The sequence below is a fragment of the Streptomyces sp. NPDC029014 genome (assembly GCF_055564695.1).
In genome coordinates, this window is record NZ_JBVHVT010000141.1 from 1 (window position 1) to 12,368 (window position 12,368).

At 70.9% G+C, this 12,368-nt stretch carries 14 protein-coding genes; 5 read left to right on the plus strand and 9 right to left on the minus strand.

All coding sequences use genetic code 11. From position 1 onward, the window contains the following. Positions 1 to 94: 94 nt before the first annotated feature. Positions 95 to 430, plus strand: a complete 336-nt coding sequence (locus ACZ4VL_RS38915; protein WP_468210210.1) for a hypothetical protein — start codon at positions 95 to 97, stop codon at positions 428 to 430. A gap of 291 nt (positions 431 to 721) precedes the next feature. Here the strand turns inward: ACZ4VL_RS38915 and ACZ4VL_RS38920 are convergent, their stop codons facing one another. Continuing rightward, positions 722 to 1,666 carry a LysR family transcriptional regulator gene (locus ACZ4VL_RS38920; protein ID WP_468210213.1) on the minus strand — a complete coding sequence of 315 codons (945 nt, stop codon included), beginning with the start codon at positions 1,664 to 1,666 and terminating at the stop codon, positions 722 to 724. Between the two features lie 116 nt (positions 1,667 to 1,782). Here ACZ4VL_RS38920 and ACZ4VL_RS38925 point away from each other — a divergent pair, with 116 nt between their 5' ends. From ACZ4VL_RS38925 to ACZ4VL_RS38940, 4 genes are all read left to right on the plus strand, one after another. Then, the gene (locus ACZ4VL_RS38925; RefSeq protein WP_468210215.1) at positions 1,783 to 2,595 is read left to right on the plus strand and encodes an inositol monophosphatase family protein; all 813 of its coding nucleotides are present in this window, start codon (positions 1,783 to 1,785) and stop codon (positions 2,593 to 2,595) included. Between the two features lie 49 nt (positions 2,596 to 2,644). Beyond that, positions 2,645 to 3,289 (plus strand): NADPH-dependent F420 reductase, encoded by a 645-nt coding sequence (locus ACZ4VL_RS38930; RefSeq protein ID WP_468210218.1) that lies wholly within the window; start codon positions 2,645 to 2,647, stop codon positions 3,287 to 3,289. Positions 3,290 to 3,433: 144 nt separating this feature from the next. After that, entirely contained in the window at positions 3,434 to 4,234 is an 801-nt protein-coding gene (locus ACZ4VL_RS38935) for a transposase (protein WP_468210221.1), read from the plus strand. A 97-nt stretch (positions 4,235 to 4,331) separates the two neighbouring features. Continuing rightward, positions 4,332 to 4,499, plus strand: coding sequence for a terminase gpP N-terminus-related DNA-binding protein (locus ACZ4VL_RS38940; protein ID WP_468210224.1), 168 nt, complete (start codon positions 4,332 to 4,334; stop codon positions 4,497 to 4,499). On the opposite strand, the gene ACZ4VL_RS38945 is transcribed toward ACZ4VL_RS38940, so the two are convergent. From ACZ4VL_RS38945 to ACZ4VL_RS38980, 8 genes are all read right to left on the minus strand, one after another. After that, the gene (locus ACZ4VL_RS38945; RefSeq protein WP_468210227.1) at positions 4,489 to 5,124 is read right to left on the minus strand and encodes a VOC family protein; all 636 of its coding nucleotides are present in this window, start codon (positions 5,122 to 5,124) and stop codon (positions 4,489 to 4,491) included. The genes ACZ4VL_RS38940 and ACZ4VL_RS38945 overlap by 11 nt on opposite strands. A gap of 1,644 nt (positions 5,125 to 6,768) precedes the next feature. Continuing rightward, complete coding sequence (locus ACZ4VL_RS38950) at positions 6,769 to 6,948, minus strand: transposase family protein (protein ID WP_468210248.1); 180 nt, start codon at positions 6,946 to 6,948, stop codon at positions 6,769 to 6,771. 155 nt (positions 6,949 to 7,103) lie between these two features. Next, the gene (locus tag ACZ4VL_RS38955; protein ID WP_468210230.1) at positions 7,104 to 7,382 is read right to left on the minus strand and encodes a DUF6959 family protein; all 279 of its coding nucleotides are present in this window, start codon (positions 7,380 to 7,382) and stop codon (positions 7,104 to 7,106) included. Positions 7,383 to 7,684: 302 nt separating this feature from the next. After that, a complete protein-coding gene (locus ACZ4VL_RS38960) occupies positions 7,685 to 8,815 on the minus strand; it encodes a tryptophan dimethylallyltransferase family protein (RefSeq protein ID WP_468210233.1) in 1,131 nt (376 codons plus the stop codon). Beyond that, a complete protein-coding gene (locus ACZ4VL_RS38965) occupies positions 8,812 to 9,777 on the minus strand; it encodes a phytanoyl-CoA dioxygenase family protein (RefSeq protein WP_468210236.1) in 966 nt (321 codons plus the stop codon). The genes ACZ4VL_RS38960 and ACZ4VL_RS38965 overlap by 4 nt, the downstream gene beginning before the upstream one ends. Positions 9,778 to 9,791: 14 nt before the next feature. Further along, positions 9,792 to 10,253, minus strand: coding sequence for a lasso peptide biosynthesis B2 protein (locus ACZ4VL_RS38970; protein ID WP_468210239.1), 462 nt, complete (start codon positions 10,251 to 10,253; stop codon positions 9,792 to 9,794). Between the two features lies 1 nt (position 10,254). Then, positions 10,255 to 10,482: a lasso peptide biosynthesis PqqD family chaperone gene (locus ACZ4VL_RS38975; RefSeq protein WP_468210242.1), complete on the minus strand. Its 228-nt coding sequence runs from the start codon at positions 10,480 to 10,482 to the stop codon at positions 10,255 to 10,257. A gap of 17 nt (positions 10,483 to 10,499) precedes the next feature. After that, entirely contained in the window at positions 10,500 to 12,287 is a 1,788-nt protein-coding gene (locus tag ACZ4VL_RS38980; protein WP_468210245.1) for an asparagine synthase-related protein, read from the minus strand. Between the last annotated feature and the right edge of the window lie 81 nt (positions 12,288 to 12,368).

The following is a 12,368-nucleotide window of genomic DNA, read 5'->3' on the forward strand; positions in this document are numbered from 1 at the left end:
AGCTACCTCGCCGGCCTCCACCTCCGCGCCGCAATGATCTGGATCGACGACCTCCTGAAGACCGCCGAATGATCACGACATCACACAGGCCCTAGTGGCAACGTGGACCGATGCCGACGGCGGCACCCTCGCGCTGAGGCAGGACGGGACGTTCATCGCCGACGAAGTCTGCGTCGCCGTCCGCTGGTACGACAGTTTGGCATGGTCCGGAACCGGCACCTGGAAGCAAGGCTCCAACGAGAAGCGAAGCTTCGTCGGTCTGACCTTCGACGCCGATCACCCCGTGGACGCCTATCACCCAGAGAACGTTGAGCGGCGACCCGACTCCTACGCCGCCTTGAGGCAAGGCAGGGTCCTGAAGCTCTGGGTCGCCGTCGACGATCCGGACAACGATTATCCGCACTGCATCCTGACCAGCCCGGCGAGCTGACCCGGCTGCCGGGCGGCAGGGCCCTGGACGGTGAACTGCTCGTCTGGAATCCGGATGCGGGGCAGCTGTCCTCGGTGGCGACGGCGTCGCGCAGGGTGGCGGCGATGGTGAATGCGCACAGCCGATGGCAGACGGTGCCTCGGACGCTGCTGGTCGCGGGCGGCTCAGTCGGTGGAGAGGGCTTTGGGGGAGGTCGCCGATCTGGGGATCGGGCAGGGCGCGGGCGATGTAGGCCTGGGCGACGATGCCGACGAGGCTGCTGCTGCCGCCGGCCTCCCCCCGGCGTATCCGTCAGAGCCCGGTCCGGTTGGTGAAGGGCTGCTGAGAGGCGGTCGATGGTGCACATAGTGCCTGGACGGTTTCGGTGGCCAGGTCTCGTAGCCAGGTGTGGGCGCGGTCGTCGTCGTAGCGCTGGTGCCACAGCAGGTACAGGGGGACCTCGGGCAATGGCAGTGGCAGCGCCAGTGTGGTCAGACCGAGTTGGTACCGGGCCGCGCGGGTGACCGCGTCGGGAACGGTTACCACCAGGTCGCTGCCGAGGGCGAGTTGCAGCGCGAAGGCGGCCGTGGGCCCGGCGGCGACGACGCGCCGGTCGAGGCCGCGGGTGGTCAGGGCGTCGTCGATCGGGTCGCGCAGGCTTCCGCGTCGCGAAACGGTGAGGTGTTCGGAGGCTGCGTAGCGCTCGATGCTCAACGGCCCTTCGGTGAGGGGGTGGCCCGGTCGGACGGCGACGACCAGCCGGTCGCTGCCGACGAGGCGGTGGCGGATGTCGGGGAGCGTCGGAGGGCTGGAGCTCGATTCGAGGTCGACCTCACCCCGGCGCAGCTCGGCGTCGTCCGTCCCGGGTTCGGCCGACAGGCGCAGTCGGACTCCGGGTGCCTGGTGGTGGACGGCGGTGATCAGGGCGGTGCCGCAGGCAGCGGTCAGGGCGTCGTGCCAGCGCAGGGTGAACACCCGGTCCAGAGCTGTCAGGTCGAGCTCTTGCTGCGCGGACAGAAGGTGGTGGGCTTGCTGTACGAGGGCGTGGACCTGGGCGCGCATGGCCAGTGCGCGGCTGGTGGGAACCATGCTCCGGCCGGTGCGGACCAGGATCTGGTCACCGGTGGCCTTGCGGATGCGGCCCAGGGAGCGGCTCATCGCCGGTGCGGTGACGTGAAGGCGTGCTGCGGCGCCGGCGACGCTGCCCTCTTCCAACAGCGCGTCCAGGGCCGTGAGCAGGTTCAAATCCAATTGCATACGAGTAACTCTACAACTGCATAGCATGCACTTGTTGTTAATGATCGGGACGCCTACCTTCGAAGTGCAGGCGCGAGACGAGCCGCCCGCACACATCGAACTCAGGGAGCCCAACCATGAGCACAGCCATGCCTTTCGCCACCGGCACGACGCTCCTGCCCGAGGTGACCGACGCGGTGAAGACCGCTGGCCTCACCCTGCGCGACCGCCACACCCCGCACGCCCGGGGCGTGAGCCTGGACGATGTCGTCGCTGAGATCCACGCCAACGACGACGCGGTGCTGGACGTGCTGCGGGAGCCGCTGCTGCGGGCCCGGCGGGGATCGCAGTGGGCCGAGGACGAGCTGGCCGGCGGCGCGCTCCCGGCGGGGGAGTGGTGGGTAGTCGACCCCGCCGAGGGCAACATCAACCACGTTCACGGCATGGACGAGTGGGCCGTGACCGCCACCCTGGTCCGCGACAACCAGCCGGTGCTCACCGTCGTCCATCTGCCACTGACCGGCGACACCTACACCGCTGTCGCCGGCGGCGGTGCGCGCCTGAACGACCGGCCCCTGAAGGTGTCCGCCAAGACCGATCTGGGCGCCGCGCTCACCGGCACCGGCCAGGCCAGGCCCGGCGAGGACGAGCGTACCTTCCGGCGGATCGGTGACTCGGTCACCGCCATGCTCATCAACGGCCTGGTCGTGCGCGTCTCCGTTCCCGCCACGATGCAGCTCATTCACGTCGCGGCCGGACGCACGGACGCCTTCTGGCAGTTCTCCGACGTTCGCTCCGGTCTGGTCGCCGGTGCCCTGCTGGTCTCCGAGGCCGGAGGCACCGTCACCGACCTGGCGGGCGAGCCCTGGAACACGGGCAGCCGCGACTTCCTGGCCGCCGCCCCCGGCATCCACGCCGCCACCCTCAAGGTCCTGTCGCCGATCGCCTGACCGGACACCTCCGCTCCACCCCCCTCACACCGCAAGGAGCCTCACCCCCATGACCAGCATCGGCATCCTGGGCGCCGGCCGCGTCGGCGCCAACCTCGCCAGCAAGCTCTCCGCAGCCGGACACCGTGTCACCCTCGGCGTCCGGAACCCGGAAGAGACCGCAACCCTTGCCGCCGGCATCGCCCCACAGATCGCCTTCGCCGACCAGCGCACCACCGCCCGCACCGCGAACATCGTGATCAACGCGACGCCCGGCGACACCTCCCTGGACCGCCTGGCCGGCCTGCGCACCGAGCTCTCCGGAAAACTGCTCGTCGATGTCTCCAACGCCACCCGCGACGCCGATGACGGCCTGCCCGGCGACCTGTGCTATCCCGGCAGCAGCCTCGCCGAGCAACTCCAGGCCGCCCTCCCCGACACCCATGTGGTCAAGACCCTCAACACCATGCTGTTCATGGTCATGACCGCTCCCGAAACCCTGGCCACTCCACCGACCGCCTACCTCTCGGGCGACGACCAGAACGCGAAGAAGACCGCCACCGGCCTGCTCGGCGACCTGGGCTGGCAGCCCGCATGGATCGAGGACCTCGGCGGCATCACCACAGCCCGCGCCACCGAGGCCATGATCCTCGTGGTTCCCCACATCCTGCGTCGACACGGCTTCAAGCCCTTCGCCGTCTCCCTCGCCAGCTGAACCATCAATACCGGTGCAGCCCAAACCAGGAGCGGGCTCGTGCGAGGCAGCCGGGCGCTGGCACGGACCACGCCAGCTGAGCAGCAAGTGACACCCCCCTTCCGCCCGCTGCTGCGGTCGGTTGTGGACGGTGATGGGCTGGTCATGGAGGCCGATGCTTCGTTCTGGGACTCGCTGGTGTTCAAGGGGATCGACGATGTGGATGTCGAGACGGTTACGGCCGCGTTCGGCACGGTCGAGGTGGTGGCGAGAAGCCACGCTGCAGCCTGCCGCATGTCCGGATTGCGACCGCTTTCTGACCGAGTCCACGACCGCTACCAGCGCAGGCTGAAGGATTTTCCGCTTGCTGAGCAGGGCTTTGTGACCCGGCTGACGGTCCGGCGTTTCATCTGCGGGTCGGCGAACTGCCCGCCCCGGACGTTCGCCGAGCCCTTCTCGCAGCTGGCGGCCCCGCCCGCACGGTTCACCACGCGGCTCAACCACGCCCTGGAGCGAGTGGGGCTCGCGCTGGCCGGGTGTGCCGGCGCCCGCCTGGCCGCCCAGCTGGGCCTCGGAGCCGGCCGGATGACCTTGTTACGGAGGGTCGTGGCATTGCCCGATCCGCAGTGCGGTACTCCGCGTGTACTGGGCGTGGACGACTTCGCGATCCGCCCCGGTCAGACCTACTCGACCGTCGTGACGGGCGTCGAAGACCGTCGCGTGGTCGGAGTGCTCCCGACCCGCGAGGCAGGCCCGCTGGCCGCTTGGCTGGTCCGCCACCCTGGCGTCGAGATCATCTGCCGGGACCGGGCGGGCACCTACGCCGAGGGCGGCCGGGCGCGGCGCCCCCGATGCCCAGCCGATCGCCGGGTGGTTCCATCTGTGGCAGGGCCTCGGCCGGGGCCGATGGCGCTCTTTGACTCTCCCCAGGTGTCGCTCTTCAGGTGGCCAAAGCTGCTCAGGTGATCTTCCCACCCTCTTTCTGATCGTTCTCGGCGTGGCGAACTGATCTCGGAGTGTCGTGGACTGCGCGCACGGAGTTCGACTTTGTTCGAGGGCTTGAATGCTCACCCGGGAGGAAGACGTGGATGCTCACGCGCTGCGTCGCCAGGGCTGGTCGATCTCGGCGATCGCCCGGCATCTGGGGCGCGATCGCAAGCCGATCCGGGCCTGGCCAGGAGACCCCAGCCGGCTGCTCCCGCGGGGCAGTCGGGCCCTGGTCAGATCGTGACCGGGCCGTGGGCGGTGGCGAACTCCACCGAGACCAGGCCCGGTTCCTCATCCTCGACCCAGGTGACGTCGATCTGGTCGAGGGGGTGGTCGGCCGGTTCGCCGAGGAATTCGGCGATGGAAGCGGCGTCGCCGGCGATGGAGACCCCGTGGATGGTGGTGGAAGTACGCGGGTCGGCGCTGGGGCGCTCCTCGATGGGGACCAGCCACTGAAGGAAGTAGGGTAGTTGCGGGTCTTCCAGCAGTTCCAGCAGGCCGATCTGCTTCCACCTCAGATCGAACCCGTCGGGGCGGACACGGTGGCCCTCGGCCGAGGTGCGGCCGAGGCGGGCCTCGACCGGGGCGATGTCGTCGACGGAGACCACCCAGCCGAGCCAGCCGCCGCCCTCGGCGGCGCGGCGCGCGACCGCCCGGCCGAAAGGTGCGCGGTCGGCGGCGGGGTGGTCGAGTGTGGTGACGACCTCGACGTAGGTGCCGCCGCTCAGCGGAAGAACAAAATTGCGGGTGCCGAATCGCGGGTGCACGCCCCCGTCGACGAACCCGGCGCCAAGGGCCGATCCGATCCACTGGACGGTCGAGACGAAGCTGTCGCGGGCCACCGCATAGGACACGTGATCAAGTCGCACTGCGCCATCATCACCCGGCAACCCGTACAAATGCGGACGCCACGCCCGCCGCCCCGGCCGCGTCCGCCGCGGATTCAGCCGTGGAACGGATCGATCATCGTCATCCCGGCGAAGGAGGCCCGGTCGAAGCCAGGCGGCAGTGCTGTCACCTCGTCGAGGCTCAGGGAGGGATCTCGGGCTCGGTCATGATCACAACCTCCACCGGGGGGTTTGTGGTGGTCATGCGGCGAGGGTGACGGTGGGGGTTCCTGGCCCGGTTGAAGGCCGGGCTGCTGGACAACACCACCTGGAAGCAGGGCCAGCCCGGAGAACTTGCGGGCCGCATGGTCGGCGCGACTCTGCCTGCCCTGACCACCCCGCCCGGCGCCCCGACCCCCGAGTGCCCCGCGTCTCGGCCACCGCCGCCCGCTCCCGCTCGACCGCCACCCCCACCGGCCCCGCGCCCGGCCAGGCCGCGCCCGTGGAGCCCGCGGTGCCCGCGCCCCGGCAGCAGGCGGCCCGGACCGCGGGCCGGAGGCGGATCCGGTGACAGCCCTCACTCCGGCACCCGGAGGTCGGCGGCGCGTTATCGGTGCGTGGGCGGCCAGGAGGCGGGCTGCGTGCTGGTAGCCACCACGGCATGTCTGTACGGTCCGGGCGGCCGCTCCGACTACATCCCCGCCCCCGCAGGCGGCGGGGAGTTCACGTGGAACCGGGACTGGGCCGCGTCCGCGCTCGGGGCGGTGGTAGGCGCTGCGGCGTGTGGGGCGGCCAGGGTCGGGTGCAGCCCGCGCCGAAACGGGCGTGCGCGGGCCAAGCCCGGTGCCTGACGTATTTCGGGGCAGTACCGCCGGCTCGCCAGCCGGTGTTCAGAACATGTGTCCAGGTCCGTGCGCGTCTTCGAAGTCGGGATGTCTGGGCGTTTCGAGGTCGGGGAGGTCTGCTCCTCCGCATTGGTTGAGGGCGCTTGTGAGGGGGAGTTGTGCGAGCAGGCCTGTTGCTGCGCCACTTCCCACGGTGGTGGATGCGCTGGGGTGTGGACGGGTTGTGTGGTTGGTGCAGTTCGTGCCGAGGGCAGGGGAGAGGAGGTCTCCGATTCCTCCGGCGGCTGCTGGGGCGGCAGCTGTGAGCCCTGCGGCGAGTGATGCTGCGGTGAGAAACAGCGTGGTGGCTGTCGCGCGTGTCGTCATGCCCGGGGAACGATGGCCCGGAGGCGGAGGCACGCTCTCGCCTCCCGGCCCCAGGAGGCGGGCGAGGCCAGCCCTGACCCGGCCGCCGAAGCGGTTCGCCAGATCGCTCGTACCCTCGCGGAGGCCCTTGAGGCCACGAGCCGAGCCTGCGGGCGGCCGCGGCGGGCTCCGGGGTCAACCGCCAGGCCATCGCCGACCTGCTGGCCGGACGGTTCTGGCCCGACGTGGCGGCTGCCGCCCGCCTGGCGCACTTCGCCAGCACCACGCTGTGGCCGGACAGCTTTGATATCGAACGAGGCAGGACGCATTGAGCCTCGGTCCGCGCCCGGAAACGCCACACAGCGAACGGGCATGACGAACGTCGTAACCCCGGACGCCGAGCGGAGAGAGTTGCTACTACGCTCGGACACGCGGAAGCCACCCTCACCTGGACGGTCACTCAATCCCGCGCCGCCGAGCGGAACCCTCGGCGGCGCTACCCCCTCAAATGCCGCCTGCTGGCCGCGTCGCTCAGGCCGTGGCCGCCCCTTTTGCAGGCGCCGCCGACCGGCAGCCCCGCTATGTGACGCCAGTACCTGCTATGAACGCGTACTGCAGGGTGCCGGCACTGAGGACACGCTCCGGGCGGCCCGCAGCCAGTCGCGTCGATCATCATTCCGTCGTCCGCGAACACAGCCTGCTGCACGAGGACGTCCCAGTCGGGGAATAGGGCGTCTCCACCTTCACGGCGACGTGATCCCCTGGCGGAACGGTCCTGCAATCTCCGTCTCTCAGCACGTGCTGCAGGCACGGCGGGCGGCAACCGGGCGGTCAAGGGCCCTGGTAGAAGGGGATGGGTATGGCGTGCGCCTTCAGAGCATCCGTGTAGCGGGCCAGCAGTTCGTCCAGGTCGGAGCGGAGGAGGGCCGCAGCCTCGCGGGCGTCACCTACGTCGCCCTGGTCGCATGCTTCTACGATTTCGGCGACCTCCGCGCGCATGATCGACAGCGAGTCTCCCTGGATCAGCACACCCGGAAAGTTTCGCGGGGGCAGGCGGATGACAGCGTCGTTCCCCGGATCCGTGAACAGCTCAACCTCGATACGTTCCATCCCGTCATCCAACCTCAGCCCTGCACCCTTCTCCAGGCGTAGCCATCACGGAAGAGCGGTCCGAACCTTCCAGTTGGACCGTACAGGCGCTACGGAGGGCCCAACCGCTGCGGGCCGCCGCACTGCCCCGCTTCTGGCCCATGTTGCTGCAGTGCTGCGGACGACCGGGCGTTGCACCTGTTCAGGCGGGGGTCGGGGCTCTCATCAGGGCCTCCGACGGCGCCCTTCGGCCCGGTCCGACTCGGCAGCGGTGCGCTGCGGCAGCTGTTGATCCGCGCCGGGCGGACGCCTCGCCGGCTCGGCTACGTCGTGAGCGGAAGGGGGGCCGAGCGGGGTCGCGCAGGGTACCGGGCCGTCCGGGCCGCCTCCACCGCCGCCGCCGAGGTGTAGAGGGTGAGGGCCCTTCCGCCGTGGACCAGCTTGGCCGCCGCCCAGTGGAACGGGTTCGCCCGCCCCTCCACCGCCGCCGCGTGGTCGTTCACCAGCCGCTCCACCCGGCCCAGGAGTGCGGGGGCGAGCCTCCTGCGGAGTCGGCCGTGCGTCTCCTGCTGCTGCGGGGCGTACAGGTTGAACGGCAGGTACAGCGTGGCGTCGTCCGGCCGTACTCCGTCGCGCGAGGTCATGCTCCAGCACAGGGTCGGGCGTACCCCCGCCATGTCCAGCGCCGTCGAGCCCTGCGGGGCGGTGTCCGCGACCAGGCCGACCGCGGCGGCCGCCGCACCGCGGCCCAAAGGGGCCAGGCGTGCTTCTATTTCGGCGGCCGAGCGTTCCGCGACCGTGGTGTAGAACTTGATCCGGGCGTGCGGGGTCCCGTCCACGTCGAGCGCGAGGAACGCCGGCATCAGGTGCGCCATGCCCTGTGGGTCGTGGCGCTGAAGCCAGTTCCACGCCCTGCCCTGGCCGAGCCGGTCGAGTGCCGTCCCGACCGTTTCCCGGCTGTGTTCGGTGCCCGCCGCCAGCGTGTCGAAGTACACCTTGGGGCGGGCGATGCCCGAGGCGCGGACCGAAGCCGCCAGGCACATTCCGAACGCCGCCCGCTCGCTGCGCGGCCGGAACAGGTCGGCGACCGCCCGGACCCGCTCCAGGTGCGCGACGCCCAGGCGTTCCAGGCCGGCCAGTGTCCGCCGGCCGCGCTCCCAGCTCCCGGGCACCGTGGTGGGGCCCCGTTCGGGGAGGGGCCGGAAGAAGAGCCGGACGTCGACGCGGTCCTCCTGCAGGACGAGCGAGTACTCGAACGGGGCGGTCGACGCGGCTTCCTGCCTGGTCCCGCCTCCGTCGTCGTCCCGCGAGACCCGGTGGCCCCAGCCGTCGAAGAGGGTACAGACGGATTCCTCAGCCCCCGCGCCGAAGCCGTCCCCCAGTTCCAGCACCTCTCCGAGGTAGTGCAGCCCGTCGATGGCCAGTCCCGCGTACCCGGACCGCTCCGTCGTCACGGGGCGACCGGGGCCGGGACCGCGGCAGCCGGGACCTGGACCTGGACCTGACCCGGGACCCGGGCCGGGGTCGGGGTCGGCGGCAGGTAGGGCTTGGAGTCGATCCCGGGGTACATCCGCTCCAGGTGCCCGATCGTCTCGTCGGTCCAGTAGCCGTCCCCGGGAGGCGGGAAGCCCAGGAGGTGGCGCTGGCGCGGGTCGAGTTCGACCATGAGCTCGTGCAGGGTGTTCCAGTTCGGGTGGGCCGGCCGCATCGACCACAGGTGCTTGTCGGTCCAACGGGCTTGTGCCCCGTGCATGTTGAAGAAGAGCGCGAGCCGCCGTCCGAGCGGTTCGTTGTAGGCCGAGCCCCGGTGGACGATGTCACCGACGAACAGCAGGAGCGAGCCGGCCTCGGCTTCCACGGGCCGCTCCTGCTCGTACAGCTCGGGATACTCCGCCTTGTCGTACGAGCCCTTGCCCGCCTCGGTCAACAGGGGGAGCCCGAGGTGTGCGGCGCGGTCGACGACGTAGGTGGGCGCGGTGTCCACGGTCACGTCGGTCAGGTAGAGGATGCCGTACACGCGCTGGTAGACGCCGTCCGCACGCGGGTGCACCAGGCTGCTGGCCGCCCAGGCGTCGTTGTGCAGGGTCTGGTCCCGGCTCTCCCCGTACGCCGTGCCGTACTTGGCCTGGATGAAGGAGCTCGTCAGCCGCAGGTCGGTGGTGCCGAGCAACTCCTCGACGACGTCGATGACCCGGGTGTCCAACGCGTGCCGGTTCAGGTCGTTGCTGGTGAAGGGGAACGGAACCGCGTGCTTGAGGGCATTGATCTCCTCGGGGGTGCTCCCGTTCCTTTCCGGGTCGGGGAAGTAGGTGTCGATCGCGGCCTGTGCCCGCGTGAGGGCCTCGCCCGTCACGAAGCCGGGTAGCAGGGCGTGTCCCCGGCTCGCCAGTTGCTCCACTATGCGCTTGGTGTCCATGGTGTCCGTCCGTCTCAACTCTCGGAGGGGTGGTCGTGTCGCCCGCCGCTGCATTCCGTGCGCGGGGCGCGGGAGACGACGATGTTCTTGCGGAAGGCGTTCAGCCGCATGGACTCGCCGACCGCCCGGCCGTCCACCTCGATCCAGGCGTGCGCGGCGAACGGCATCAGGCTGACGCCGGAGACCCAGTCGGGCCAGCTGCCGCGCGTTCGGGCCAGTAGGGCGGCGGCGATCGAGCGTTCCAGGCAGTACGGTCCGGCGGCGCGACGGCTGACGGAGACGACGTCGCTGCGCGCGGCCAGTGCCTCGGCGTGGGTGGCGGGGCGGGCGCCGCCGCTGGCCCGGCGCAGCACCCGCTCCAGCGCGTGCGGGCTCAGCCGGGTCAGGAGGCGGCCCGCCGCGACGGCCAGCATCGGCAGGGGGCGTCGGCGCAGGGGCAGCCGGGTGCGCGGCTCCAGGGTCATGGGCAGTGTCACGTCACACCAGCACCTTCGCGCGCCGCATGGTGTCGATCAGCTTCGCAACGTCGCCGGGTATCCGGTCGGCGGCCTCGGGGTGCCGTGTGGACAGCTCGCTCACGACCTCGTCCTGGGTGTGTCCGGCGGCCAGCATCTCGAACACCGCCGTCCCCATGGGGTTGATACGGAAGTACGTGCCGGACTTCTTGTCGAGGAGGACGGCCGCGTCCTCGGTCCTGGTGAGCACGACGTGAGGGGAGATCTTCAGCATGGTGAGGCCAGTCGTCGGTTGGTGAGGGATCGTTCGGGCGCAGCCGCCGTGGCCGTGGCCGTGGCCGGGGCCGCCGCGACGGCCTGCATCCAGGCCTCGGCGGCGATGGTCAGCTCCAGCGCGTTGGTCTCGTATTCGGGGCGCATCGTGTCCCGCAGGGCGGCGCGCAACCGGTCGATGTCCACCAGGCCGTGCTCGGCGAGCAGCGAGTCCTCGAACAGGCCGAGGAGTGCGCGGCGGTTGCGTGCCAGGCCGCGGTGCACCGACATGCTGAACTCGCCCTTGGTGGAGCGGGAGAGCGCGCCGGCGCGGGAGCCCGGCGCCGCGTCCACCCGCATGGCGGCCTTCAGGACCGGCTTGAACCCGGTTCCCGGCAGGGCCTCGGCACGCGAGACCGACAGGGCGGCCACCAGCACCGCGTCGTCCATGTACGGGAGCGACAGGGTGATCCCCTGGTGCTCCATCAGTGCACGCAGCGGGCCGAGCCGTTGCCCGCCGATGCGGTGTCCCGCGACGCTGGTGTGCACCGAACGGGTGTCCGCCTGCGGGGTTCGGCCGGCATCACCGGCGGCGGCGACCGCGCGGACGGCCTCGACGTTGGCGGGCGTCGACCACGGGGTCACGCGGACCTGGGGGCCCCAGCTCAGGCCGGGGCCGAGGACGTCCGGCCGGGGCAGGTGCAGACGGCTCAGCTGTTCCTCGAACCAGCCCTGGTATGTCTGCTGCCGGGCGAGCGCGCGCAGGACGGAGGGCAGGCTCCAGCGCCTCAGCCGGGCGAGGTCGCGGATGCCGCGGACCGCCCGCAGGGGTGCGCGCGCGTAGAGGTCGCCGAAGTACGACGGTGCGATGGTGAACAGCTCGTCCCCGCCGAACCCGCCGATGTGCACGTCGGCGCCGGTGGCGGCGAAGATCCTGGCCATGGCGGTCTTCCTCGCCCGGTTCCGGATGAGGGTGTACGGCTCGCCCAGCCCGTAGGGAACGTCCTGGACGAGTCCCCGGTCCGGCTCCCAGATGCCGTCGTAGGGCCCCGGGACGTCCTCGGGGCCGAGGACCGTCAGGGGCCTGTCGATCTCCCGGGCGGCGATCGCCGCCCAGTGTGCGTCGTCGTGGTTGGGATCGACGGTCTGCTCGACGAAGGACTGGAACCGGGCCCCCTGGCCGGCCAGGAGGAAGCAGAGGGACGTGGAGTCCATGCCGCCCGACAGGTCCGCCGAGAGGCCTCCGGCCGTGGCCAGTCGGACGGCCACCGCCTCCTCCAGCGCGGCCCGCACCTTCGGTGCGCCGTCGGCGACCGACAGCTCCGGCGCCGGGGGACGCCACCACGCGGTGGACTCGACCCGGTCGGTGGTCATGCGCAGCCGCCGGTCGGCGGGGAGCCGATTGACCCCGTGCCAGTAGGTGCCGTGGGTCAGCCCGTAGTCGAATCCGGGGTGCAGCATCCCCCAGGCGACCATCTCGATGCGCGGGGTGGCACCGCTCAGCCGGGCCAGTGGTTCGGCCGAGTCGGAGGCGGCGTACGAGCCGTCCCGACACCGGGCGTAGAACACCTGGCGCAGGCCCGAGGCGCTGCCCTGGACGTAGGTGGAGCGGCCGTCGGTGTGGAGGATGTGGAAGCTGCCTGCGATCTCGTGCGCGGCGTCCATCAGGTCGGCGGGTCGGTCGTGCTGAGCCAGCAGGCGCGCCAGACGCCCCGCGTCGATGCTCGTCTCGCCGAACAGCGCGAGGCGTCTGGCGCCGGATTCTGCGGCGATCAGGCGGGAATGGGAGCAGGGCTGATTCAAAGTCGTGGTGATCTTGTGGTGTGCCTGGTCACAGGGGTGTGACGATCGGTTCGGGGGCCGCGACGGATGCAACGAAGCCCC

Excerpts from the sequence above, each read along its gene's own strand:
- ACZ4VL_RS38920 (WP_468210213.1), bottom strand. The coding sequence starts at position 1,666 with ATGCAATTGGATTTGAACCTGCTCACGGCCCTGGACGCGCTGTTGGAA.
- ACZ4VL_RS38925 (WP_468210215.1), top strand. The coding sequence starts at position 1,783 with ATGAGCACAGCCATGCCTTTCGCCACCGGCACGACGCTCCTGCCCGAG.
- ACZ4VL_RS38930 (WP_468210218.1), top strand. The coding sequence starts at position 2,645 with ATGACCAGCATCGGCATCCTGGGCGCCGGCCGCGTCGGCGCCAACCTC.
- ACZ4VL_RS38935 (WP_468210221.1), top strand. The coding sequence starts at position 3,434 with ATGGAGGCCGATGCTTCGTTCTGGGACTCGCTGGTGTTCAAGGGGATC.
- ACZ4VL_RS38940 (WP_468210224.1), top strand. The coding sequence starts at position 4,332 with ATGCTCACCCGGGAGGAAGACGTGGATGCTCACGCGCTGCGTCGCCAG.
- ACZ4VL_RS38950 (WP_468210248.1), bottom strand. The coding sequence starts at position 6,948 with ATGATGATCGACGCGACTGGCTGCGGGCCGCCCGGAGCGTGTCCTCAG.
- ACZ4VL_RS38955 (WP_468210230.1), bottom strand. The coding sequence starts at position 7,382 with ATGGAACGTATCGAGGTTGAGCTGTTCACGGATCCGGGGAACGACGCT.
- ACZ4VL_RS38965 (WP_468210236.1), bottom strand. The coding sequence starts at position 9,777 with ATGGACACCAAGCGCATAGTGGAGCAACTGGCGAGCCGGGGACACGCC.